This is a genomic window from Streptosporangium vulgare (genome assembly GCF_042428775.1).
GTDB lineage: Bacteria > Actinomycetota > Actinomycetes > Streptosporangiales > Streptosporangiaceae > Streptosporangium > Streptosporangium vulgare.
This window is the reverse complement of the sequence record NZ_JBHMBS010000011.1, coordinates 261166-285521: the sequence shown is the minus strand read 5'-3', so window position 1 is coordinate 285521 and position 24356 is coordinate 261166. Positions and strand designations below refer to the sequence as shown.

Below are 24356 nucleotides of genomic sequence, written 5' to 3'. Positions count from 1 at the left end.
GACACCCCGGGGTCCCCGGTCCGCCGCCGGATGGCTCGGGAACGGTTCAGAGGTCCCGTTCATCGACGGGCCGCGAGGGCCGTACCTCCCGCAGGAGCAGGGGAACGAACAGGACCCCGACGAAGATCGGCGTCACCATGAACCGGAAGTCCGGCGCGGTGTTGGTGAGGATCACCCCGATCTGCTGCCCCGCGACCACCGCCGCCCCGGCGAGCGCCGCCCGGCTTCCCGTCCGCCACCACACGAGCGCGGCGGTGGCGTAGGCGAGGTAACACCAGAAGGGCGCCCGCCAGAGCAGCCATTCGAGCTGCCTGACCGTGCTCGCGTCCAGCGCGAACACCCCGGCGGCCAGCAGCCCGTCGGAGATCGGCCGCTGCCGCATCACCGAGGCCGCCGGGGTGCCCTGCCAGCCTTCGGGCAGCCGGGGGTCCCTCAGCGAGAAGCGGTAGAGCTCACCGCCGGGTTCGCCCGAGGTCGAGCCGACCTGCCAGGCGAGCGCGGCGCGGCAGATCCGGGTGCCCAGCATCATGCCCGGGGCGCGGACCAGCAGCCCCCGCCAGAGCTCCAGGACGTCGGAGATCCGCTCCTCGGCCCGCGCGTGGCCGAACCCGGGGTCGAAGAAGACGCCCGCCATGGTCTGGCAGGTCGCCCCCCGCCGCCAGACGTCGAGTGGGGCGATCCCCGCCAGGAGCGCCCGCTGCTCGCGGTCGAAGAGCCGGGGTCTTCGCTCGTACGCCACGGCGAGGTCGCCGAACACCGTCTGGTAGGCGAACGAGCGGGACGGCGGTGCGATGCCCATCGCCGGGTAACCGATGCCCAGCAGGAGCAGGGGCGCCGCCACCGCCCCGGCCGCCAGCGCCGCGACCCACCGGCGAGCCCCCGGGCGGCCGGACAGGAGCGCGACCAGCAGTGCGGCGGCGATCGACGCCACGAGGAAGCCGTTGTTGCGGAAGAGCCCCAGCCCGAGCAGCTCCGCCCCGAGCGCGGCGAAGCGCGGATCCCAGCCCCACCGGCCATCCCCACGCCCGGCCCCGCCACGCTTCCCGTCCGCGTCCCGCACAACGGTCCCGGCCGCGCCTCCCACCCGGTCCTCGTCCCACACAACGGTCCCGGCCGCGCCTCCCACCCGGTCCTCGTCCCACACAACCGCCCTGGCCGCGCCACGTCCCCTGGACCGGGCACCGCCCCGCGCGCCGGGCCGGGTCGCGAGCCGCACGGCGGTGCCCGCGGCCAGTACCGCGCACACGGTGAACGGCACGTCCTTCCACATCGCCACCGTGAAGGCGCCGAGTGGCGGCGACAGCGCCGCGCACCCCACCGCCACGAGCAGCGGACGCCCCCGTACCCCCAGCGACCTGATCGCGCCCGCGAGGTGGGTGAGCGCGGCGGCCATCGCCACCGTCTGCAGGAGGGTGACCGGGGACAGGTCGCCGGTCACCCTCAGGGAGAACCCGAGCAGGGCGTCGTAGGCGACCGACTGCCCGGCCACCCACGGGCCCGTCGTGACGTGCGCGACGTAGGTGACGGAGTCGGGACTCATCAGTCCGGGATGGAAGGCGAGCCACCAGCCGAGCAGCGCGAGCTGGGCGGTCGCGTAGCAGGCGAGGGTGAACCACCGCTCGTGGGCCGGCGCCCCACCGGTCTCCCCCCGCTCCCCCTCGACCGGTTTCGGGCTCACCGTACTGATCATCATGGTCTTCCCAGCGTGCTCCGGCAGGGGGCCGATGCCATCATCGAGCACGCGAGGGGCCGACCCGGCCCGTTATACACACCCATGACCTGGGAAAACGTCAAGTTTGCGGGCCCCGCCGACCACAACGCCGCGAGCAACGTCGGTCGCAGGACAGTGAGTCACGCTGCCGACGACGCGGCCTGACCCGTGTACCCCACGCACGGTGAGGAGCTGCAAGCTCGGCCCTCAGGGCCGAGAAGCTGACAGGACATCGTGACACTTTAGCCCCGGAAGGCATCAAGCATCTCGATAGGATACCCATTCGACCGACGTCGATTTGACCCGGAGCTCCCCTCATGAAGTCTCCTGTCCGAATGTTGCTGGCCGCATCCTGCGCGCTGGCCATGATCGCCATCCCGACCACCGCGTGGAGTGCGGACCAGCCCAAAACGACGGCCACGACGGCGGGCAAGGCCAAGCCCGCCCCCAAGGCCACCACCACCCCCAAGCCCGTGCCCGTGGACTGCACGAAGGTGAAGTGCATCGCGCTCACCTTCGACGACGGCCCCGGCAAGTACGCGGACAAGCTGCTCGACACCTTCAAGAAGTACAAGTCCAAGGCGACGTTCTTCCTTGAGGGCCAGTACGTGAAGTCCCGCCCCGCGTTCGCCAAGCGGATGGTCACCGAAGGCCATGACATCGGTAACCACAGCTACAGCCACCCGCACCTGCGGGAGCTGTCGGAGGACAAGATCCGCGAGGAGCTGACCAAGACCCAGGACATCGTCAAGAAGTCCACCGGGAAGTACCCGACGACGATCCGCCCGCCCTACGGCGAGTTCGACGAGCGGGTCGCGGCGATCGCCACCCAGATGGGCATGCCGATCGTCCTGTGGAACGGCGGTTCGCGGGACTGGGCGACCAAGAACGAGAAGGCCATCTACGACGAGGTGCTCAAGAACGCCAAGCGTGACGGGGTCATCCTCATGCACGACTGGGTGGCGCAGACCGTCACGGTGATGCCGAAGCTGCTGGCCGCCCTGCAGAAGCAGGGATACCACGTGGTGGCGGTCTCCTCGCTGCGCGGCGCCAAGACCACCAAGGCCGGGGACGTCTACCCGGTCGGCTCCGAGAAGGACGAGGACCTGTCCTCCGAGTCGCCCACCGGCGACCCGGAAGACTACGCCCAGTCACCCTCGGACGGTCTCTGAACGACCACCTCACCGTGAGGATGCGACCTCACGGGAGCCGGAGGACGGCCTTCGGGCCAGCCGCCTGCCCAGCCGCTGCATGGGAAGCTCCACGTAGCGGTGGGTGAGCAGGCTCAGGCCGAGCACCACCAGCACGAACGCTGCCGACAGTGACAGCTGCACCACCTGCCCCGCGTCCCGTACGTCACCGACAACGGCGTGCGTGAGCCGCAGCAGCGGGTGGTGCAGCAGGTAGATCGAGTAACTCACCAGGCCCAGCCAGACGAGGAACCGGGGCAGCCGGCGCTCGCGCAGGGCCATCGCGACCGCGAACGTCACGCCGGCCAGCGCCATGGTCGCGAACCACGGCCCCGGCCGCACCCACCACCAGCCCGCCTGCTCCGACCAGACCGGGGCCAGGGCCACCAGCACGGTCGCCGCCGCCACCGGCCAGAGCCCGCCCGCGCCCTGCTCCCAGCGGCGGATCGCGGTCCCGGCGAACATCACCGCGAGGATCGCCGCCCCCAGCCACGGCACGAAGCCCGAGAAGATCAGCAGCACCAGCGCCATCGCGCCGAGCACGTACGCGGCAACGTTCCGGAACCGGCCGCTGATCAGGCACACCAGGCCCGCGAAGAACACCACCCCGGACACGTACGCGGGCCAGGGCCCCGTCAGCAACGGCCCCGTCAGCAGCAGCCCCGCCACGACCGCGACGGCGCCGAAGCCCACCGCGTAGGTCCCGCTCGCGCGGTGCGCCCCGCCGACGAACAGCGCGGTGACGACCAGGTAGAAGACCATCTCGTAGGAGAGCGTCCACATGGTGTCGGCCAGGCCGCCCAGGTGCACCACGTCCAGCAGCATCGTGGCGTGCGCGGACACCGACGACAGGTCCCTGGGCACCTGCTCGCGGACGGGCATCCAGATCGCCATCACCAGGACGGCCGCCGCGACGAGCAGGTAGATCGGGTAGAGCCGGAACACGCGGCTGATCCAGAAGGCCCTGACGTCGCCGCGCCTCTCCAGCGAGACCGGGATGATGTAACCGCTGACCAGGAAGAACACCAGGACGCCGTACATCCCGAGGTTGAACCAGTACGGTCTCAGGGCGGGCATGAACCAGGGCAGCAGGTGCTCCAGCAACACGGCGACCGCGCCGATGCCACGCAACGCGTCGAGCCACGCCAGGCGGGCGCCGGAGGTCGGGGGGGAGTCTGCGCCGATGGGGGTGGTGGAGGACACCCGCCCCAACTTACCGCCCGGCACCTCGCGAAACCGCGCCATCGGCGTCATCGGCGCCATACGACCCGAGCGGCTCATCCCCGCCGCTCACGCCGTGACTCACGCCGTGGCCCATCCTCCGGTCACGTCCGCGGGAACGCTCACTCCCACCCGAGCGGTTCGCCGCCGCAGTTCGCCGCCGCAGTTCGCCGCCGCAGTTCGCCGCCGCAGTTCGCCGCCGCGGCTCGCCGCCGTGATTCGCTCCCAGGTCGCGGCCCGGAAGCGCCTACTCCCACTCGATGGTGCCCGGCGGCTTGCTGGTCACGTCGAGGACCACCCGGTTGACCTCGCGGACCTCGTTGGTGATGCGGGTGGAGATGCGGGCGAGCACGTCGTACGGGACACGCGACCAGTCGGCGGTCATGGCGTCCTCGCTGGAGACCGGGCGCAGCACGACCGGGTGGCCGTAGGTGCGGCCGTCGCCCTGGACGCCCACCGAACGGACGTCGGCGAGCAGGACGACCGGGCACTGCCAGATCTCCCGGTCGAGACCGGCGCGGGAGAGCTCCTCGCGGGCGATGGCGTCGGCCTCGCGAAGGATCTCCAGGCGCTCGCGGCTCACCGCGCCGACGATGCGGATGCCCAGCCCGGGGCCGGGGAACGGCTGGCGCCAGACCATGGCGGCGGGCAGGCCCAGCTCCTCGCCGGCCCGGCGCACCTCGTCCTTGAACAGGGCGCGGAGCGGCTCCACCAGCGAGAACTGGAGATCGTCGGGGAGACCGCCGACGTTGTGGTGGGACTTGATGTTGGCGGTGCCGGTGCCGCCGCCCGACTCGACCACGTCCGGGTAGAGGGTGCCCTGGACGAGGAAGTCGACGGGGCCGTCGGCGATGATGGCGCGCTGCTCGTCCTCGAAGACCCTGATGAACTCGCGGCCGATGATCTTGCGCTTCTCCTCGGGGTCGGTGACCCCGTCGAGCGCCTTCAGGAAGCGCTCCTGGGCGTCGACCACGCGGAGCTTCACGCCGGTGACGGCCACGAAGTCGCGCTCGACCTGCTCGGCCTCGCCCTTGCGCAGCAGCCCGTGATCGACGAAGACGCAGGTCAGCCGGTCGCCGATGGCCCGCTGGACCATGGCGGCGGCCACCGCGGAGTCGACTCCGCCGGAGAGGCCGCAGATGGCGCGGCCCTCGGGGCCGATCTGGGCGCGGATCGCCTCGACCGCGTCCTCGACGATGTTGAGCATCGTCCAGGAGGGACGGCAGCCCGCGGCGTCGAGGAAGTGCTTCAGCACGGCCTGGCCGTGCTCCGAGTGCAGGACCTCGGGGTGGAACTGGACACCGTACAGGCCCAGCTCGGGGTGCTCGAAGGCGGCGACGGGCGTCTGGGCGGTCGCGGCGGTGACGGTGAAGCCCTCGGGAGCGGCGGAGACGCTGTCACCGTGGGACATCCAGACCGACTGCTCGGCGGGCAGCCCCGCGAAGAGCACGCCCTGCCGCCCGACGTCGAGGTGGGTGCCGCCGTACTCGGCGGTGCCGGTCCTGGCCACCTCCCCGCCGAGCTCCTGGGCCATGATCTGGAAGCCGTAGCAGATGCCGAAGGTCGGCACGCCGGTCTGGAACAGGCCCGCGGGGGCGGCGGGGGCGCCTTCGGCGTACACCGACGAGGGGCCGCCGGACAGGATGATCGCCTTGGGCTTCTTCGCCATCATCTCCTCGACCGGCATCGTCGAGGGGACGATCTCGGAGTAGACGTGGCATTCACGCACCCTTCGCGCGATCAGCTGCGCGTACTGCGCGCCGAAGTCGACGACCAGGACCGTGTCGAACTCAGACACCAAGACCCCCAAAAAGAACAGAGCGGTTTTCCCAGTCTATCGGCGCCCGTCAGCGCGCCTGGTCGTGGCCGGGAAGATCTCCCACCGCCCGGCTCACCCACGACCGGAAAGATCGTCCGCCATTCCTCCCTCTCCCTCACGGGCGGGGAAGGCCCCCGTCTCTCATGGCCGGGAAGGATCCCTTTCACTCACGGCCGGGAAGGACTCCCCCGTCGGCGGGACCGCCCACATGGTCCGCGTGGTCCACGTCCTCCGCGTGGTCCGCTTGGTCCGTGTGCTCCGCTTGGTCCGTGTGGCCGGGAAACGAGGGCAGCGCCCCGGAGATCAGGGTCTCGGTCTGCTCGCGCAGGGCCTCGGCGTGGCCGGGGTGGGTGAGGACCAGGAAGCGCTCCTCGCGGATGGCGGCCACCGCGGCGAGCGCCACCTCGGCCGGGTCGACGCCGCCCTCCACCAGGCTGTCGATGATCGCGGAGGAGGCCACCTCGTCCTCGGTGCGCTCGGCGGCCACGAGGTTCTCCGGCCGGTGGCGGCTGGAGTTGTTGAGGCCGGTCCGCACGCCGCCGGGGCACAGCGCGGTCACCCGGAGCTTGGACCCGGCGGTCGCGAGGTCCTGGGCGAGGGACTGCGAGGCGGCGAGCGCGGCGTACTTCGAGACCGTGTAGGGGCCGAGGTAGGGAACGGCGAACAGGCCCGCGGCGGAGACGGTGTTGAGGATGTGGCCCTCGGTGTCCTGGGCGATCATGCGGGGCACGAAGGCCCGGATCCCGTGGAGCACCCCCCACAGGTTCACGCCGAGCATCCAGGCGAAGTCCTCCGGCTCCCGCGTCCACATCCGGCCGCCCTGGAAGACCCCCGCGTTGTTGCACAGCACGTGGACCGCGCCCAGCTCGCCGAACGTACGGTCGGCGAGGTGATCCACGGCCGCCGGGTCGGAGACGTCGGTGATCTCGGTGAGCACCTTGCCCCCGAGGATCCTGCCCTCCGCCGCGCTCCCCCTCGCCGCGCTCCCCTCCACCAGCGAGGCGGTCTCCGCGAGACCTCCCGGGTCGACGTCGGCGAGCATGAGGGACATCCCCTCCGCGGCGAGGCTCAGCGCGAGCGCCCTCCCGATCCCGCTGCCCGCCCCTGTGACGACCGCGACCTTGCCCGACAGTTCACGCATAGCGCTTCCTCCCGCATCATGGCTCACGCATCGTGTTACCCCGGGTCGGCGGTTCACACCTCGCACCGCCTCCGGTCCGCGCCGTGCCCGGCGACCATCCGGGCACGAACGGGCGTACTTGGTGACCATCCGGGCACGAACCGGCGTGCCTGGTGACCATCCGGGCACGGCCCTCCGTGTCCGGCGGCCGCTCGGGGACGAACCGCCTGTACCTAGCGACCGATTGGGCACAAAGCTAACGTCAGCTTCTCGGCCGTAAGCGACCGAGCTTGCAGCTCCTCGCCGTCGATGGATTCGACGGTTCAGGCCGCGTCGTCGGCAGCGTGACTCACTGCCCAGCTCGCAACGCCGCGTGCGGCGATGTTGCGGGCCGCGTTGACGTCGGCGTGCTCAGCGAAGCCGCACGACATGCAGGAAAAGGCGGCCTGATCGGGCCGGTTCTTCTTGTCGATGTGGCCGCACGCCGAACACCCCTGCGAGGTGTATGCGGGATCGACGTGGACCACGGCGACCCCGGCACGGGCCGCCTTGTAGGCGACGAACGCACCGAGCTGGTGAAACGCCCACGAGTGCAGCGTGACCCGCTGGGGCCTGCGGAGCCGTACCCGCTCACGGATGCCCTGGAGGTCTTCCAGGGCGATGCCGCGTCCGGTGCGTGCAGCCTCGGTCACGATCTGCTTGGAGATGACATGGTTGACGTCGCGGGCGAAGCGGGCCTCCTTACGGCGGCGTGCCCTCAGCAGCCGTTTGGCGGATTTGGTCTGCCTGGCCTGCAGGCGCCGCCGCAGCTCTCGGTTGCGGTGCCGGACGGCGTTCAGGTGCTTGCCGCAGTAGCGTGTGCCGTCGTCGGTGGTGGCGATGTTCGCGATACCAAGGTCGACGCCGAGGAAGGTGTCGGGTTCGGTGACGTCGACATCGGGGACGTCACAGGTGGCCATCAGCAGCCACAGGCCGTCGCGGTGGATGAGGTCGGATTCGCCCTTGCGGTAGGCGGCCAGCGCGCGGGCCTGCTCATCGGAGCAGCCGAACCGGACTGCTTTCATCCGGCCGCCGGTGGTCCAGATGCTCACGGTCCGCTCGGCGGTCTGCCAGGACAGGCACCGGTCGTCGAACGGCTGGGCGGCGTCGGCGCGGAAGGCGAGCGGCTTGGCGAGCGGCTGGCGCAGCTTCGCCTTCACCTGCGCCTTCACCGTCGTGTAGGCGTCGGTGACCTTCTTGATGACGTGCTGGGCGGGCTGAGCCGACAGGCCCATGTCCTTGAGTTGGCCGTAGGTATGCCTGCGCAGGTCGTAGTTACGGAACGTCCTCGTCTCCCACGCGATACCGGAGACGAGGTTGGCCGCTTCGTTGCACAGGCGTAGCGTGTCCGCCAGCGCCGCCTCCTGGGCGGGCGTGGGGAACAGACGGACCTGCACAACGAATTTCACGCTGTGAAGCGTAGCCGCCCGGGCCGACACGTGCGGCGCCGTATGCGATTCCTCCCGGTCCTGAAGGCCCGGGGTTCCTCGCAAGTGACATGCTGAAGCCCCCCAACAATCGAGGAGGCCGCCGATGACCGGTACCGGAGTCGTCGTCACCGGCGGGGCGTCGGGGATCGGCCGGGCCTGCGCGCTGGCGCTCGCCGAGGCCGGGCGTCCGGTGGCGGTCTGGGACCTGAACGAGACGGGCGCCAAGGAGACCGCCTCGCTCGCCGCCGCGCACGGCGTCGCCGCGATCGCCGTCCCCGTCGACGTCACCGACTCCTCGGCCTTCCCCGCCGCGATCTCCACCAGCCGCGACGCCCTCGCCTCGATCGGCGGCCTCGTGCACGCGGCCGGGATCGCCGCCCCCATGGCCCTCGGCGACCTGACCGAGACCTCGTGGAACGAGGTGCTCAACGTCAACCTGCGCGCCCACGCCCTGCTGGTGAAGGCCCTGCTGGAGGACCTGCGCGGCCAGGAGGGGGCCGCGGTCGTCGGCATCTCCTCGATCGAGGGCCTGGTCGGGCAGGCCTTCATCCCGGCCTACTGCTCGTCCAAGGCGGGCATGCTCGGCCTGACCCGCTCGATGGCCCACGAGCTGGCGCCGATCCGGGTCAACGCCGTCTGCCCCGGCTACGTCGACACCCCGCTGCTCACCGCCGCCACGGGCGGCGACGCGGGTTATCTGGAGTCCTTCACCCGCAGGTCGCTCTTCGGCCGCCTGGGCCGCCCCGCCGAGGTCGCGACGGCCGTACGGTTCCTGCTGAGCGACGAGGCGTCGTTCATCACCGGCACCCACCTGGTCGTCGACGGCGGCACCACCGCCGTCGACCGCTGAGCCCCTGCCGCACCCGCCCGCGGTCTAACGGGCGCCTGGATCCGCGTGAAGGGCGTGGTCGAGCAGGCCGAGGGGTGGGGAGCCGAGGGCGAGCATCGCGGTGTGGAAGCGGTTGAGGCCGAAGCCGGGGCCCCATTCGGCCCTGGCGCGGTCGCGAAGGTCGAGGATCTCCAGCTTGCCCCACGTGTAGCGGCCGTAGGTGGGGTCGAAGGTGGCCCGTGCCGCCTCCGAGAGGGCGGCCGGACCGGCGAGGTGGGTGTCGGCGGCGAAGCGGCGGGCGCCCTCCTCGACGGTCATCGCGCCGGAGTGCACGCCGATCGCGCAGGCCAGCCGGGTCACCCTGATGAGCGCCTCCAGCCACACGCCGATCTCGAAGCGCGGGTCGCCGGGGGCGAAGTCCTCCTCGACGCAGAGCTCCTCCGCGTAGTGCGCCCAGCCCTCCGCGAAGGCCAGCGACATCAGCGTCCGCCGCACGTCGGAGCGGGCGTGGCGCAGGGCGCGGCCGTGGGAGAAGTGCCCGGGGGCGACCTCGTGCACGTTGATCGCGGGAAGCGTGGTCTCGCTGAAGACCTCCAGCCACTCCTCGATGTCGCGCTCGGGCCACGAGGGGTCGGGCGGGGTGACGTGGTACCACGAGGGGCTGTCGGGCTCGCCGGGCGCCGACCAGCTCATCATGGCCATGCCCCACCGGCGCGACTCGGGCGCGATGCCGACCAGGCACTCCCCGTCGTGGTAGGGCACCAGGTCCTTCTCCCTGGTGAAGGCGATCGCCCTCTCGGTGCCGATCCTGGCCGCCTCGATCACGCCGTCGGGATCGGGGTGCTGCCTGACCAGCTCGCGCGCGACCTCCAGCGGCGGTCGTCCGGCGAATCCCAGCGCGGCGCACGACTCCGCCAGCCGGGCCATCAGGCGGTCGCGCTCGGCGTCGGCGCGCTCGGCGAGCCGTCCCAGGTCGACCGGGAGGCCGTCGCCGGCGCCCATGAGCCTGGCGAGCCCCTCGGCTCCGAGGGAGGCGTCCGGGTCTCCGGTGTGCGATGCCTTCTCGATGTGCTCCACCAGCCGGGCGTGGGCCCTGAACGCCGCCTCGCGCACACGCTCGTCGACGTCCTGGGGCACCCCGGCGGCCAGGCCGCGCACCGGCCCGAGCAGGGCGGTCGCGACGGGGGCGCTGAGCAGGTCGAGCGCGGCGACCGCGTTGTCCACCGCCTCGGGCCAGCGGGCCAGGTGCGCGAGCCTGGCGGCGTCCCGCTCGGCCTCGGGGGCGTACTCGCGGTCGTAGGTGGCCAGGTCGAGATTGCCCAGGTGCTCCAGGGGGTTGCGGCGGTGCAGCTCCAGCTCACCGAGCTGCACCCGCGCGGACTCCTCGAAGATCTGCAGGTGCGCCGCGTCGTACGGGTCGGCGGGCAGCGGTCCCCGGCCCAGCGCGGCCAGCCCGGCGCGCACCCCCTCCGGCGACAGGTCCTGGATCAGGCCGTCGTACTCGTGCCGCCCGGCCATTTCCCGGACGCCGGAGACGGCGAGGTCGCACACCGCGCGGAGGCGGCCGTCGAGTTCGGTCATGGACGTGACGCTATATCAGGAGAGGTCTCCCGAACCCGGGAACGACACCCGCGCATCCGGGAGCGGACCCGGGAAACCGCCGCTCGATTCCCCCCGGACGTCCACGCGAAGCCCCTTCACAACGGATTCACGGCGGACCGGAATTAATATATGGGAATATGAAATAGGCGCATTAAATGCCTGGCAGACCACTCTCACCGAACGAGAAGTGCGTACTTTTACATGGCGCATCCCGTATCCAGCGTGTTTGTGTATTGCCCAGCGCCGGCAGGCGGAAAAGAACGCGGCGGCTCCGCCGATCTCACATATGCGCGATCACCACGACGCGGTCCCGGTGACGGGAGCGGCGACGGGCGGGATCCCGGGCGGGACCCACGCCATCGGCGCGGCTCCCGGACGCGAGCACCTCGCGCGTCCCCGGCTCGCTTCTCGCGTCCGTCTTTCCCGTGTGACGCGGATTTCCCGTTTGACGTGTTTCTCGTACGACGTGTTTCTCGTGTGACATCGAACCGTGACAGCCGAAGGATGACCTCCCGTGAAAATCCCCCCGGGCGACAGCGCCCTCCTGCGCGACATCGCGATCGCCGAGATCGGACGGGTACCGGCCCGCGACTGGTCGGTCACCGACGGGGAATTCTGGTGCCTGGTCGTTCCCGGCGGATACGCGATGCCCGCGCAGGGCTGGAAACTTCACGTCTCCGCGACGATGCTCTCCGCCCCGATCGTGCTTTCCCGGGTCGTACGAGTGCTGGCCGCCGAGGGATGCGCCTTCAAGTTCCCCGCGCGGCTGGGTGACTACTGGGAACTTCTCGCCCCCCACTGCGCGCGCGGACAGGCGGGGAAGTTCGTCACCGCCTACCCCGCGGGCAGCGCCGAGGCGGCCCGGCTGGCGCCGCTGCTCGACGAGGCCACCTGGGGGCTTCCCGGCCCGGTGATCCTGTCGGACCGCCCCTACCGGCCCGGCGGGATCGTCCACTACCGCTACGGGGCCTTCGGCGGGCACCGGGTGCTCGGCAACGACGGTTTCTACGAGGTCCGGCTCCGCACGCCGGAGGGAAAGACGATCCATGACGAGCGGCTGCCACGGTTCTCCCCGCCCTCCTTCGCCACCTCACCCTTCACCACGCCCGCCGGCTCCGGCGCGGCGGACCGTGCCTCCGGGACACCGGAGCGGCCCGCCGTGATGCTGAACGGCCGTTTCGTGGTCCGTGAGGCGGTGCGACACGCCAACAGGGGCGGCGTGTACATCGCTGAGGACACCGAGAGCGGCGCCGAAGTAGTGATCAAGGAAGGCCGGCCGCACGCCTCGGCCGATCTCGGCGGCCGGGACGCGCGTGACCGGCTGGCGACGGAAAGGTCCCGGCTGGAGGCCCTGGCGTCCAGCGGGGTCGTCCCGGCCGTGGTCGACTTCTTCGAGCAGGGCGGGCACGCGTTCCTCGTCGAGGAACGCGTGCCCGGGACGACGCTGCGGCGCTGGTCCGAAGGGAACGCCGGGCCTCTCGGGCACGACGGCTTCGGGAACGGGGCCGCCGAGGTCCTGCCGATCCTGCGGCGCCTCGTCGACGCGCTGCGGGCCGTCCACGACCTCGGCCACGTCTTCCGCGACCTCTCGCCGGACAACGTGATGCTCCTGCCCGGCGGCGACCTCCGGCTCGTCGACCTGGAGCACGCGACGGTGCCGGGTGACATCGTCATGATCGGTGGAACCCCCGGCTACCTGGCCCCCGAGCTGGTGCCGCACACCGGCGAACTCCGCCCGGCCCCGGGGGAGACCGCCGACCTGTTCGGCCTCGGCGGGCTGGCGTACTTCCTCGCGACCGGTGCCGGGCTGGAGCTGCCCGAGGACGGCACGACGGGCCCGGCCCGCGGCCGGCGCCTCCTCGGCCACGTCGCCGCGGTGTCAGCGGCCAACCCCACCCTCGCCCTCCTCCGCCCCCTGGTGGATGGACTGGTCACCGAACCGGAGGAGCGCTGGTCCCTGGACGGCTGCGCGAGGTATCTGGACACGCTCGCCCCGGCGACCCCCACCACCGGCCTCGCGGCGACACGGGAGACGGGAAGTGCCCGCACCCTCGACAGTCCCGTCCTCGCGGGGGTGAGGACGGACGGCGTACGACGGGCGGACGGCGTACGACGGGCGGACCTCCTGGTGGCGGACGGGCTGGCACGGCTGGTGGAGACCATGGACACCCGGGAGGACAGCCCGTCGCCGTGGCCCAACGCGGTCGGCGGGGCCGGTGGGGCCGAGGCGGACCCGTGCTCGGTGAACGGGGGCGTACCGGGCATCCTGGCCGTCCTGGCACTCGCCTCCCGCACCACCGTCACAGACAACGCCGTCACGAACAACACCGTCACAGACAACGCCGCTGTGGACAGCGCCGTCACAGGCAACGCCATCACAGGCGACACGTCGGGCGCGAAAGACACGGCCGACGCGAAAGACATGACGGACGCGAAAGGCGCGGCGGACGCCGCGGCCAGGTGGCTCCGCCGCCGCCTCTCCGACGAGGACGCCTGGCCCCCCGGCCTGTACTTCGGGCGCTCGGGAGCCGTCTGGGCCCTGTACGACGCGGCGGAGACCTCGGGCGACGACGAGACGAGAGAGTTCGCGCTGCGGGCGGCGGCCCGGCTTCCGGTGGACCACCCGAGCTCCGACGTGACGCACGGGCTGGCCGGGGCCGGTATGACGGTGCTGCGCCTCGCCCTGCGCTCGGGCGACCCCGTACTCCGGAGACGGGCCGTGAAGACGTTCGAGAACCTGCACGGCGCGCGGTCCTACCGGATGGGGCACCCGCGATGGCCGACGCCGGAGTCGTTCGACTCCGGCCTCGCGGGCGCCGACCACCTCGGCTTCGCGCACGGAATCGCCGGGGTCGGCACGGCGCTGCTCTACGCCGCCGTCACCCTCGGCCGCCCGGAGTGGATGGCGACCGTGCGCGAGGTCGCCCGCGCCCTGTGCGAGCGGGCCGAGGTCGACGGCGACACCGCCTGGTGGCCGACCCTCGCGCGGGACCCGCGGACGGTCCTGCCGCGCCGGCCGCACTGGTGCAGCGGCTCGTCGGGGATCGGCTCCTTCCTCGTCCGGTACTGGCGCGCCACCGGTGACCCGGACGCCCTGCGGCTCGCCGGTCAGGCGGCGGCCGCGGTGCACAGGACCCGCTGGCAGTCGGGAGCGGTGCCGTGCCACGGCCTGCCCGGCGACGGCGAGTTCCTCCTCGACATGGCCGGGTTCACGGCCGACGACCGGTATCTGCGCTGGGCCGGGGACCTGGCCGGATGCCTGGAGGCCAGGGCCGTGACCCGCTCCGGCAGGCTGCTCGTGCCCGACCCGTTCTCGCAGGTCGTCCCGACGTTCCTCGGCGGCACCGCCGGGATCGTCGCCTTCCTGGTCCGGCTGCGCCACCGGCACGCGCGGCCGTGGATGCTCGACGACGTCGTGGGGGACGCCTGGCGTCCCCCCGTCCCAGGCTCGCCGCCCGCTCCGGGGCGGCGGAAGGAGAAGCGGCCCGCGCCCGGCGCGGCCACGAGATCGGCGAGGAGGTGAAATCGATGTCGTTCGACGTTCAGGACCTTCAGGGTCTTCAGGAGCGCGAGCCGGCCTCCAGCGAGGCGGGCCGTCTCACGAACTGCCGGATCCACATGTTCTGCACCGACAACTGATCACACGGGCCCCCTGCCCTCTCCGCGGCCGGGCAGGGGGCCCTTCGGCCGGCCCGCGTCCCGGCCCTGTTCGCGAAGTCCCGCGACGATGACCTCCAGGGCCGGCCTGGGCGCCCGGCCGAGCAGGCTCCGCAGGTCGCCGCCCGTCGTGTCCATGAACCCGTTCGCGATCGAGGAGTAGGTGCTCGTCAGCATCGGGACCTGGAAGGGCGCCAGGCCGAGGGCGGTGAACGCCTCGCGGGCCCCGGCCAGGGTGCCCGGCTCGTACGAGACGGCGTCCCCCGTGGCCTCGGTGAGGGCCGCGGCCAGCTCCGCGCCGCCGACCGCCTCCTCCCCGACCAGCTCGTAGGTCCGGCCCGTGTGCGCGGAGGCACCGGTCGCGACCAGGGCGGCCACGTCGGCCAGGTCCTCGCGGGCCACCGCGGCCAGCCGCCCGGAGCCCAGCGGCGCGGTGATCCTGCCGTCCACGACGGGCGCGAGCGTCGCCAGCAGCTCGGCGTAGAGGCCGTTGCGCAGGATCGTCCAGCCCGCGGTCCCCTCGCGGAGCCTGCGCTCGGTCCAGCGGTGGGCGAGCGCGTAGGCCAGGTGGTCCCCGGCGCCGCTGAGGCTGGTGTAGACGATGTGCGCGACCCCGGCCTTCTCCGCCGCCTCGATCGCCGCGCCGTGCCTGGCGATCACCACGTCGTCCTCGCCGTAGCCCGCGGAGATCATCAGCAGCGTGTCCACCCCGGCGAACCCCTCCGCCAGCGAGGCGGGATGCTCGAAGTCGATCAGCCTGGCCGGTCTCCCCGCGGGGACCGTATCCGGGGCGCGGCTGCCGATCGCCACGTCGTCCCGCCCGGCCAGCCGCGCGGCGACGAGCCGCCCCAGTGCGCCCGTCGCCCCCGTCATGAGAATCATGGGATCTCCCCCGCGTAGTTGGTTCTCTTCGGTAACCGGGTCCATCATCGAGAACCAGGACACGTGGCATAAGGAGGCACTTCGATGTCAGTCGGGCACACGGAGGTAACCACGGAGCCGGTCGTCTCCTGCGGGGGCGAGGACTGCGGCATCCGCGAGGTCCTCGACCGGATCGGCGACAAGTGGTCGGTGCTGGTGGTCGTGGAGCTGGCCCAGGGGGTGCGCCGGTTCCGCGAGCTCCAGCGGGCCGTGCCCGGCATCTCGCAGCGGATGCTCACCCTGACCGTGCGGCGCCTGGAGCGCGACGGCCTGATCTCCAGGACCGTCCACGCCGTCGTCCCGCCGCAGGTCGACTACGAGCTGACCCCGACCGGCCACAGCCTCACCCACCTGGTGCGGGCCCTCGCCGACTGGTCGGCCGAGCACCGCGACGGCATCGCCGAGTCGCGCCGCCGCTGGGACGCCGCCCACCCCGGTTCCGGAATCCACTGAGGCCCGCCGGGGTCTCACCGGGAACCGGCCGTGGCCTCCTCCGCCCCGGCGATCCGGTCGAGCAACGCCTCCAGCGTCTTGTCGTCCGTGGCGGGGGCCATCACGGTGATCCGCAGATGGCGGACCCCGCCGACCTCCGCCGAGGTCAGGTGGAAGGCGCCGTCCTCCATCAGGCGCTCGCGGATGTCCGCCTGGTCGCCGGTGCCGTACCGGAAGCAGACGATGTTGCTCTCCGGCTCGTACGGGCACTCGAAGCCCGGCCGCTCGCGGGCCAGTTCCCAGAAGCGGTGCGCAGTGGCGTACCGGCGCGCGACGTACTCGCCCAGGCCCCGTTCGCCCCGCCAGGCCAGGTTGAGGAAGACCTTCAGGCCCAGCTCGGCCTTGCTGCACTCCACGGTCCTGCCGATGAGGTCGAAGCCCTGCTCCCCGTAGAACAGGTAACTGGCCCGCTGCCGGAAGGCCGCGTCCAGGTCGCCCTCGCGCCGGGTCAGCACCGCCGCGGCCAGACTGGAGGTACGCAGCATCTTGTGCGCGTCCCAGATCAGCGAGTCGGCGAGGTCGATCCCGTCGAGCAGGTGGCGGTGCTTCTCGGAGAGCAGCGCGGAGGCCCCGTGGGCGCCGTCCACGTGGAACCAGACGCCGTTGGCGGCGCAGAACCCCCCGATCCCGCGCAGGTCGTCGTGGAGGCCGGTCCCGGTCGCGCAGGCGTTCGCCACCAGGGCCATCGGCCGGCGCCCCGCCCGGCGCACCCGTTCCAGGGCCTCGGGCAGGCGGGCGACGTCGATCCTGCCGAGCCCGTCCACGTCCAGCGGCATGACCGCGCGCTCCCCCAGCCCGAGGATCGCGGCGGCGCGGGTGAGCGAGTAGTGCGACGACGCCGGGGCGAGCAGCGCGAGGTCGCCGGGGACGCCCTCGGTCCACGCCTCCGGGGCCACCGACGCCCGCGCGGCGAGCAGCGCGGTGAGGTTGGCCAGCGATCCCCCGTGGGTCAGCACCCCGCCGCCCGACTCGCCGAAACCGACCTTGCCCAGCATCCAGCGCAGCACCTCGAACTCGACCGTCGCCGCGGAGGCGCCCATCTCGTAGATCGCCATCGGGTTGTTGCTCACGCCGTGGACGAGGTCGGCGAGGGCGGCCGGGAAGTCGGGAGCGGCGACCTGGTGCCCGAGGTAGGCGGGATGGTGCAGCCGGGTGCCCTCGGCGAGGTAGGTGCGCAGGAACCCCGCGTGGTCGTCGACGGTCATCCCGCCCTCGCGGATCCACCGGGCGAGCCCGAGCCGTTCGGCCAGCTCACCGGGGGGCCGGCGGCCGACGACGCGCGGCACGCCCCGCTGGCTCTCGTCGACGTAGGCGGCCAGTTCGTCGACGGTCACGGCCGCCGCGTTCACGAATTCCTCAACATTCCACGTCACACGGGGATACTGGTGGAATTCACGATGACTCGCCACGTGAGCCGAATTCCACGGAGGTGAACCCGGTGAACGTCGAACTGGATTCGGTGGACCGGCGGATTCTGACCGAGCTGCAGAAGGATGCGCGGCTCCCCAACAAGGACCTCGCCGAACGGGTGGGCGTCGCCCCCTCCACGGCGCTGGAGCGCGTGCGCTCCCTGCGGAGGCGCGGGGTGATCGGCGCCTTCCGCGCCGAGGTCGACCCGGCGACGCTGGGCCGTCCCCTGCAGGCGCTGCTCGCCCTGCGGGTCCGGCCGCACACCAGCCAGCTCGTCGACCCGCTGCGGGCCTTCGTCCTGGGCCTGCCCGAGACCATCGCCCTGTTCCACGTGGCCGGCCCCCAGGACTTCCTGGTCCACGTGGCGGTCGCCGACGCCGACCGCCTGCACCGCCTGCTCCTGGAGAAGTTCCTGATCCGGCCCGAGATCGTGCACGTCGAGACGACCCTCATCTACCGGACCGAGACCCAGCCCGTCCAGCGGCCCGCCGGCTGACCGCACCCTTCTCGATTGAAAGGAAGACTCCTTGATCGCCGACCGTACCGGCCGGACCTTCGCCACAGCCGATCACTGGGCCGTCGGACGCCGCGGGCCGGGAGGCTTTCCCGAACCGAAGGTGCGGCGTCCCCGCGTGAGCCTGTGGTCGTGGGCGGAAGTGGCGACCTGGCCCCACGAGAACCGCCTCGCCGAGGTCTCGCCCGTGGAAGTGGAGCTCGCCGAGGTGTGCGAGATCGCGGATTCACTCATCCGCGCCCGGCGCCTCCAGCAGCGGCTTCCGGAGAAGGATCGCGAGCGCCTCCACCATGCGATGGCCTGACATCGGCCCTTGATCGCCGGCTCGCCACCCGCCTTCGCGTACCGTGTCAGGCGAAGTATTTCCAAGTGATGCCGACGACGGGAAGCCGCCGGTCGGATTCACGACATCCGGCCAACCGGGACGCGATCGCCGTGACCGTTCACCGCCCGGCTCCCGGCCTCAGGACGACGGCTGGGGAGTTGTTCCAAACCGCGCATCGGGACTTCAGCTGCGGGCCGTGGCCACGAACGGCACGAACGGCACGAACGGCGTCTCCCGTCAGGTGATGCCGACGATGGGCAGGCGCAGGGCTCCGGGGGCGGCGGCCGGGACGGCGGGGCGCTTGGGGGCGACAGGCGACAGGCGGGCGTACGGGGACCCCTGGGCCGGGCGGGTGTCCGCCTCTCCCCGGTTGGGCCACAGCGCCATGGCGCGCTCGGCCTGGGCGGTGATGGTGAGGGAGGGGTTGACGCCCGGGTTGGCGGAGACCGCGGAGCCGTCGACGACGTGCAGGCCCTCGTAGCCGTGGACGCGGTGGTAGGGGTCGATCACCCCGGTGTCGCGCCCGGCGCCGATGGCGCAACCGCCCAGGAAGTGGGCGGTGGCCGGGATGTCGAACAAGTCGAGCCAGGAGCCCGCGGGGATGCCGCCGACCTCCTCGGCCGCGTGCCGGACGAACTCGTGGCCCGCGGGCAGCCAGGTGGGGTTGGGCTCGCCGTGGCCGCGCTCCGCGCGCAGCCTCCGGCCGAACGGCCCCCTTCGCGCGGACAGGGTGATCGAGTTGTCCTTCGCCTGCATGACCAGTGCGATGATGCCGCGCTCGGACCACCGGCGGTGGTTGAACAGCCTCGCCACCCGGTGGGGCGCGCGCAGGGCCTCACCGAGGAACCTCAGCCAGCGCGGGGCGCCGCCGCCGTCGACGAGCAGGGTGCGGAGCATGCCCATGGCGTTGGAACCGTCCCCGTAGCGGACCGGCTCGATGTGCGTGTGGGCGTCGGGATGGATCGAGGAGGTGATCGCCACTCCCCGGTTGAGCTTCTCCCCCTCGACCGAGAGGCGCTCGAACCCGAGCAGCGCCTCGGAGTTGGTCCTGGTGAGGGTACCCAGGCGGTCGGAGAGCAGGGGCAGCGCACCCGAAGCCTTGAGCCGGTGCAGCAGGCGCTGGGTGCCGTACGTCCCCGCCGCGAAGACCACGTGCTCGGCGGTGAGCGCGCGACGGCGCCAGGGCGCGCCCGTCGCGCGCGTCTCGACCCGGTAGCCGCCGTCCACCGGGACGACCGAGGTGACCGTGGTCTCGGGGAGAACCTCGGCCCCGGCCCGCTCCGCCAGGTGGAGGTAGTTCTTGACCAGTGTGTTCTTGGCACCGTGGCGGCAGCCCGTCATGCACTCGCCGCACTCGGTGCAGCCGCTGCGGCGCGGCCCCGCGCCGCCGAAGTAGGGGTCGTCCACCTCCACGCCCGGGGCGCCGAAGAAGACGCCGACCGGCGCCAGGTGGAAGGTGTCGCCCACGCCCATCCGCTCGGCGACCGCGCGCACCACCCTGTCGGCCGGGGTGACCGTCGGGTTGGGCGTCACGCCCAGCATGCGCGAGGCCTGGTCGTAGTACGGGGCCAGCTCGGCCTTCCAGTCGGTGATGGACGCCCACTGGGCGTCCCGGAAGAACGCGTCCGGCGGCTCGTAGAGGGTGTTGGCGTAGACCAGGGAGCCCCCGCCGACCCCGGCGCCCGCCAGGACCATCACGCCGGCGCCCTTCTCGCCCCGGAGCACGTGGATGCGCTGGATCCCCTTCAGGCCCAGCGCCGGGGCCCACAGGAAGTCGCGGACCCGCCAGGAGGTCCTGGGGAGCGTGGTCTCGTCGAAGCGGCGCCCCGCCTCCAGCACGGCGACCCGGTAGCCCTTCTCCGCCAGCCGCAGCGCCGAGACGCTCCCGCCGAACCCCGATCCGATCACCAGCACGTCGTGGTCGAACACCGCGCTCCCTTACTCCCTTCGAACGACCTTCCGGACGACCTTCCGGACGACCTTCGCCGACCCCGGCGGCCCCGGCGGCCCAACGGCGCCGGTGGCCCCGACGACCCCGGCGGTACCGGAGCCCTCACTTCAGGCGGAGCGTCTTCATGGCCTTGAAGGCGGTCGCGAGGGTGTCGGCGTACTTCTCGTACGCCATGCCGAGGACCGGCTCGAAGCCCAGCCAGGACGCCTGGCTGGAGATGGTCTGCCCCTCGGTGTACTTCAGCAGCCCCTCGGACCCGTGGCGGCGGCCGAGGCCCGAGGACTTCATGCCGCCCATGGGCGCGTCGTAGGAGGCGTAGGCGGAGCCGTAGCCCTCGTTGATGTTGACCGAGCCCGCCCTGATCCGGGAGGCGAGCGCCCGCCCGCGCGGCACGTCGCGGGTCCAGACGGAGGCGTTGAGGCCGTACGCGGTGTCGTTGGCCCTCTCGACCGCCTCGTCGTCGTCGCCGAAGCGGTAGACCGCGACGACGGGGCCGAAGGTCTCGGCCCGGCACAGGTCCATGCTCTCGTCGACGTCGGCCAGGACGGTGGGCTCGTAGAACAGCGGGCCGAGGTCGGGGCGGGCCCTCCCCCCGGCGAGGACGCGGGCGCCCTTCGCGACGGCGTCGTCCACGTGGGCGCCGACCGCCTCCAGCTGCCGCCGGGAGGAGAGCGAGCCCATCTGCACGTTCCAGTCGAGCCCGGCGCCGAGCCTCATGTTCCCGACCTGCCGCACGAGCCGCGCCACGAACTCGTCGTGCACGGAGTCGTGGACGTAGAGCCGCTCGACGGACAGGCACAGCTGCCCGGCGTTGGTGAAGCAGGCGCGCAGCGCGCCCTGGGTCGCCGCGTCCAGGTCGGCGTCGTCGAGCACGAGCATCGGGTTCTTGCCGCCGAGCTCCAGCGAGCAGCCGATCAGCCGCCTGGCCGCCTCCTCGGCGATCTTCCGGCCGGCCCGGGTGGAGCCGGTGAACGCCACGTAGTCGGCGCCGTCGAGCAGCGGTTCGCCGATCTCCGCGGGGTCGCCGAGGACGACCTGCCAGATCTCCCTGGGCATGCCGAGGGAGACGAGCAGGTCGATCGTCCACAGCGTGGACAGCGCGGTCTGGGTGTCGGGCTTGTGGACCACGGCGTTCCCCGCGAGCAGCGCGGGAACGGCGTCGGTGACGCCGAGCGAGAGCGGATAGTTCCACGGCGAGATCAGGGCCACCGTCCCCCGGGGCTGGCGCGTCTCGACGGTCCTGGTGGCGACGGGCATGATCCCGGCCCGTCGCCTCGGCTCCAGCAGGCCGGGGGCCCGCCGCGCGTGGTAGAGGGTGCAGCCCGCGACGTCGAGGACCTCCTCGAAGGCGTGCCTGCGGGCCTTGCCGGTCTCCCACTGGACCACGTCGAGGATCTCCTCGCGGCGGTCGAGGATGGCGTCGTGCAGGCGCAGGAAGGGCTCGGCCCGCTCCCGCGCGGGCCGGGCCGCCCACGCCCGCTGTGCCTCCCGCGCCACGGCGTGGGCGGAGCGGACGTCGTCGGCGGTGGAGACGGGCATCTCGGCGAGGACCTCGCCGGTGAACGGCGCCGTGATCTCCCGCGTCTTACCATCGGAGGTCACGTGCCGCACGACGCGTTCGATCATGCGGGGAGCGAGGACCCGTGTCATCTCGGCCCGCGTCATTTCAGGGGGAACGGCCATGTTCGCAGCGTAATCGTGGGAGGCGCACCCTGACTACCGGCGGGTAGCAAGGTGTTGAACCACATGTCCTCCCGATCCGTCGTAGGGGCATGAGGACATCGATTCGTACGGCCGGCGCTGTCACCCTCGCCGCCGCGCTGCTCGCCACGGCGTGCACGTCGACGGAGACGAAGACCGCCGCGGGCCGTGCGACGGCGCCGGTCGATCTGGGGAACGTCAAGCTCGTCTCCTACAGCGACTGCGACGACATGCTGGCCGGCCTGCGCGCGGCGACGGCGAGGAACGTCGGCCCCTGGGGCATCGGCGGCCCCGTGGTCATGTACGCGGAGTCGCAGGACGCCTCCGCCAAGCGGGCGACCGGGGCTCCCGAGCACTCCACCACGAACACGCACGAGGCCGGGGTCGACGAGCCCGACCTGGTGAAGACCGACGGCGACCGGGTCGTCACCGTGAACCGCGGCGTGCTGCGGGTGGTGGACACCGCGACCAGGAAGGTCACCGGCACGCTCAGGCTCGTGGACGCCGAGCAGTCGTGGGTCCCGGCCGACCTGCTGCTCAGCGGTGACCGGGCGCTGGTGCTGTTCTCCGGCGGCGGGATCATCCCGTACGGCGCGTCGGCGAAGCGCGCGCCGAGCCCGGGACCGCGCTACGTCCTCGTCGACCTGTCGGGCGAGGGGAAACCGAAGGTGATCGGCTCGCTCACCCCCGACGGCGCCCACGTGGACGCCAGGATGGTCGGCTCGACCGTGCGGATCGTGGTGCGCAGCCAGCCGCGCATCGAGTTCCCCGACGTCGACCCCGGCCTGTCGGACAACGAGCGCACCCGGCGGAACACGGAGATCGTCGCCAAGGCGCCGATCGAGGCGTGGCTGCCGAAGTACGAGCTGACGTCCGCGGACGGGGTGACCTCGGACCGCACGGTCGACTGCGGGCAGGTCAGCCACCCCGCGGAGTACACCGGGACGTCGATGCTGACCGTGCACAGCCTCGACCTGTCGAAGGCCCTCACCGAGACGGCCCCGATCGGCGTCGCGGCCGACGGCGACACCGTCTACGGGACGGGCACCAGCCTTTACGTGGCCAGCAACCCGCGCTGGTGGTGGCCCCGGGCGATCGACCCGGCGATCGTCGAGGACGCCCCGGCGACCTCCTCGCCGTCCGACTCCGCGACCGTCACCCCCGTCCCCGAGGCGTCGTCGACCACCGCGCCGACCTTGACGCCGAACTCGTCGCCCGCCCCCACCGTCACCCCGGCGTCCGTCTCGAACGCCGACCCGGCCCCGAGCCTGCTCCCCGAGCCCGCGACGCCCTCGGCCGTCTCGCCGGCCCCGGTCCCCTCGGTGACCTTCTCCGGCACCCCGTCCACGCCCATCACGATCTCACCGTCTCCGACTCTCCCGCCCGGTGACACCGTTCCTCCGACGGCGGCCCCCGAGCCGCCGCCGGAGGAGACCGAGATCCATCGGTTCGACATCACCGCGGCCGGGGCACCCCGCTACGTCGCCTCGGGCAAGGTCTCCGGCAGGCTGCTCAACCAGTACTCCCTGTCGGAGTACGAGGGGCACCTGCGGGTCGCCACCACCTCGACCGACGCGCGGGACACCTCGACCGGCTCCCCGGACACCCCGACCGGCTCCCCGGCCGCGCCGGACACCTCCAGCGCCGTCTACGTGCTCGACGCCGACACCCTGGCCAAGACCGGCGAGGTCGGCGGCCTCGGGCGGGGAGAGCGGATCTACTCGGTCCGCTTCATCGGCCCCGTCGGCTACGTGGTGACGTTCAAGCAGGTGGACCCGCTCTACACGCTCGACCTGCGCGACCCGGCGGCACCGAGGAGGACGGGCGAGCTGAAGATCACCGGCTACTCGGCGTACCTGCACCCGGCGGGCGACGGGCGGCTGATCGGCGTGGGCCAGGAGGCCAGCGAGCAGGGCCGCACGCTCGGCACCCAGGTCTCCCTGTTCGACGTCAGCGACCCGGCCAACCCGCGCCGCCTGTCGCAGATGTTCCAGAAGGACTCGGGCTCCGAGGCCGAGTGGGACCCGCACGCCTTCCTGTACTGGGCGAAGACGGGGATGGCGGTCCTCCCGGTGAACTCGTGGACCGGGACCGAGCAGACCAACGGGACCGCCCTGGTCCTCAGGATCGACGACTCCGCGATCGACCGGACCGGCACGGTCAGCCATCCCAGGCCCGAGCCGGTGGAGAACGGCCGCATGGCCTACGACCCGGGCATCCGCCGCTCGGTCGTCGTCGGCGACAGCCTGTGGACGGTCTCCGACCTCGGCCTCAAGGTCAGCGACATGAGGGACCTGAGCGACCAGGCCTGGATCCCCTTCTCCTGACCTTTCCCTGACTCCACGACCCGCGCCCCCGGCCGACCGCCGGGGGCGCACTCACCTACGCGCTCCCCCGAGGCGTCCCATAACACCGACATGTACA

Annotated in this window: 17 protein-coding genes; 7 read left to right on the top strand and 10 right to left on the bottom strand. The window is 72.2% G+C overall.

What is annotated here, in order from left to right:
* Positions 1-46: 46 nt before the first annotated feature.
* The gene (locus ACFFRH_RS24185; protein WP_344748304.1) at positions 47-1678 is read right to left on the bottom strand and encodes a hypothetical protein; all 1632 of its coding nucleotides are present in this window, start codon (positions 1676-1678) and stop codon (positions 47-49) included.
* Positions 1679-2046: 368 nt separating this feature from the next.
* Between ACFFRH_RS24185 and ACFFRH_RS24180 the strand changes: the two genes are divergently transcribed.
* Positions 2047-2883 (top strand): polysaccharide deacetylase family protein, encoded by an 837-nt coding sequence (locus ACFFRH_RS24180; RefSeq protein WP_344748303.1) that lies wholly within the window; start codon positions 2047-2049, stop codon positions 2881-2883.
* 9 nt (positions 2884-2892) lie between these two features.
* Here ACFFRH_RS24180 and ACFFRH_RS24175 read toward each other — a convergent pair whose 3' ends face one another.
* The 4 genes from ACFFRH_RS24175 to ACFFRH_RS24160 form a co-directional block, all read right to left on the bottom strand.
* A complete protein-coding gene (locus ACFFRH_RS24175; RefSeq protein WP_386159662.1) occupies positions 2893-4104 on the bottom strand; it encodes an acyltransferase family protein in 1212 nt (403 codons plus the stop codon).
* Between the two features lie 265 nt (positions 4105-4369).
* Complete coding sequence (gene guaA, locus ACFFRH_RS24170) at positions 4370-5941, bottom strand: glutamine-hydrolyzing GMP synthase (protein ID WP_386159742.1); 1572 nt, start codon at positions 5939-5941, stop codon at positions 4370-4372.
* Positions 5942-6104: 163 nt separating this feature from the next.
* On the bottom strand, positions 6105-7082 hold the full coding sequence (locus ACFFRH_RS24165; RefSeq protein ID WP_344748301.1) for an SDR family NAD(P)-dependent oxidoreductase: 978 nt from the start codon (positions 7080-7082) through the stop codon (positions 6105-6107).
* 302 nt (positions 7083-7384) lie between these two features.
* Positions 7385-8509 carry an RNA-guided endonuclease InsQ/TnpB family protein gene (locus ACFFRH_RS24160; protein ID WP_344748300.1) on the bottom strand — a complete coding sequence of 375 codons (1125 nt, stop codon included), beginning with the start codon at positions 8507-8509 and terminating at the stop codon, positions 7385-7387.
* Positions 8510-8633: 124 nt separating this feature from the next.
* Between ACFFRH_RS24160 and ACFFRH_RS24155 the strand changes: the two genes are divergently transcribed.
* Positions 8634-9380 carry an SDR family NAD(P)-dependent oxidoreductase gene (locus ACFFRH_RS24155; RefSeq protein WP_344748298.1) on the top strand — a complete coding sequence of 249 codons (747 nt, stop codon included), beginning with the start codon at positions 8634-8636 and terminating at the stop codon, positions 9378-9380.
* 24 nt (positions 9381-9404) lie between these two features.
* Here ACFFRH_RS24155 and ACFFRH_RS24150 read toward each other — a convergent pair whose 3' ends face one another.
* Complete coding sequence (locus tag ACFFRH_RS24150; protein ID WP_344748297.1) at positions 9405-10940, bottom strand: DUF885 family protein; 1536 nt, start codon at positions 10938-10940, stop codon at positions 9405-9407.
* A gap of 535 nt (positions 10941-11475) precedes the next feature.
* Here ACFFRH_RS24150 and lanL point away from each other — a divergent pair.
* On the top strand, positions 11476-14484 hold the full coding sequence (gene lanL / locus ACFFRH_RS24145; protein WP_386159657.1) for a class IV lanthionine synthetase LanL: 3009 nt from the start codon (positions 11476-11478) through the stop codon (positions 14482-14484).
* A gap of 116 nt (positions 14485-14600) precedes the next feature.
* Here lanL and ACFFRH_RS24140 read toward each other — a convergent pair whose 3' ends face one another.
* Positions 14601-15500, bottom strand: a complete 900-nt coding sequence (locus ACFFRH_RS24140) for an NAD(P)H-binding protein (RefSeq protein WP_344748294.1) — start codon at positions 15498-15500, stop codon at positions 14601-14603.
* Between the two features lie 84 nt (positions 15501-15584).
* Between ACFFRH_RS24140 and ACFFRH_RS24135 the strand changes: the two genes are divergently transcribed.
* Positions 15585-15992, top strand: coding sequence for a winged helix-turn-helix transcriptional regulator (locus tag ACFFRH_RS24135; RefSeq protein ID WP_344748293.1), 408 nt, complete (start codon positions 15585-15587; stop codon positions 15990-15992).
* A 14-nt stretch (positions 15993-16006) separates the two neighbouring features.
* Here ACFFRH_RS24135 and ACFFRH_RS24130 read toward each other — a convergent pair whose 3' ends face one another.
* Positions 16007-17404: a pyridoxal phosphate-dependent decarboxylase family protein gene (locus ACFFRH_RS24130; protein ID WP_386159653.1), complete on the bottom strand. Its 1398-nt coding sequence runs from the start codon at positions 17402-17404 to the stop codon at positions 16007-16009.
* A gap of 65 nt (positions 17405-17469) precedes the next feature.
* Between ACFFRH_RS24130 and ACFFRH_RS24125 the strand changes: the two genes are divergently transcribed.
* Together ACFFRH_RS24125 and ACFFRH_RS24120 are read left to right on the top strand one after the other, a co-directional pair.
* Positions 17470-17937 carry an Lrp/AsnC family transcriptional regulator gene (locus tag ACFFRH_RS24125; RefSeq protein WP_344748291.1) on the top strand — a complete coding sequence of 156 codons (468 nt, stop codon included), beginning with the start codon at positions 17470-17472 and terminating at the stop codon, positions 17935-17937.
* Between the two features lie 31 nt (positions 17938-17968).
* Positions 17969-18259: a hypothetical protein gene (locus ACFFRH_RS24120; protein ID WP_386159650.1), complete on the top strand. Its 291-nt coding sequence runs from the start codon at positions 17969-17971 to the stop codon at positions 18257-18259.
* Between the two features lie 258 nt (positions 18260-18517).
* Here ACFFRH_RS24120 and ACFFRH_RS24115 read toward each other — a convergent pair whose 3' ends face one another.
* Entirely contained in the window at positions 18518-20209 is a 1692-nt protein-coding gene (locus ACFFRH_RS24115) for a GMC family oxidoreductase N-terminal domain-containing protein (protein WP_344748288.1), read from the bottom strand.
* Positions 20210-20333: 124 nt separating this feature from the next.
* The gene (locus tag ACFFRH_RS24110; protein ID WP_386159739.1) at positions 20334-21896 is read right to left on the bottom strand and encodes a succinic semialdehyde dehydrogenase; all 1563 of its coding nucleotides are present in this window, start codon (positions 21894-21896) and stop codon (positions 20334-20336) included.
* Positions 21897-22003: 107 nt separating this feature from the next.
* On the opposite strand from ACFFRH_RS24110, the gene ACFFRH_RS24105 reads away from it, so the two are divergent.
* On the top strand, positions 22004-24259 hold the full coding sequence (locus tag ACFFRH_RS24105; protein ID WP_344742939.1) for a beta-propeller domain-containing protein: 2256 nt from the start codon (positions 22004-22006) through the stop codon (positions 24257-24259).
* Positions 24260-24356 lie beyond the last annotated feature (97 nt).

Bases quoted from the DNA above. Each gene is read 5' to 3' on its own strand.
- ACFFRH_RS24180 (WP_344748303.1), top strand. From the start codon at position 2,047: ATGTTGCTGGCCGCATCCTGCGCGCTGGCCATGATCGCCATCCCGACC.
- ACFFRH_RS24165 (WP_344748301.1), bottom strand. From the start codon at position 7,082: ATGCGTGAACTGTCGGGCAAGGTCGCGGTCGTCACAGGGGCGGGCAGC.
- ACFFRH_RS24155 (WP_344748298.1), top strand. From the start codon at position 8,634: ATGACCGGTACCGGAGTCGTCGTCACCGGCGGGGCGTCGGGGATCGGC.
- ACFFRH_RS24150 (WP_344748297.1), bottom strand. From the start codon at position 10,940: ATGACCGAACTCGACGGCCGCCTCCGCGCGGTGTGCGACCTCGCCGTC.
- ACFFRH_RS24140 (WP_344748294.1), bottom strand. From the start codon at position 15,500: ATGATTCTCATGACGGGGGCGACGGGCGCACTGGGGCGGCTCGTCGCC.
- ACFFRH_RS24135 (WP_344748293.1), top strand. From the start codon at position 15,585: ATGTCAGTCGGGCACACGGAGGTAACCACGGAGCCGGTCGTCTCCTGC.
- ACFFRH_RS24110 (WP_386159739.1), bottom strand. From the start codon at position 21,896: ATGACGCGGGCCGAGATGACACGGGTCCTCGCTCCCCGCATGATCGAA.
- ACFFRH_RS24105 (WP_344742939.1), top strand. From the start codon at position 22,004: ATGAGGACATCGATTCGTACGGCCGGCGCTGTCACCCTCGCCGCCGCG.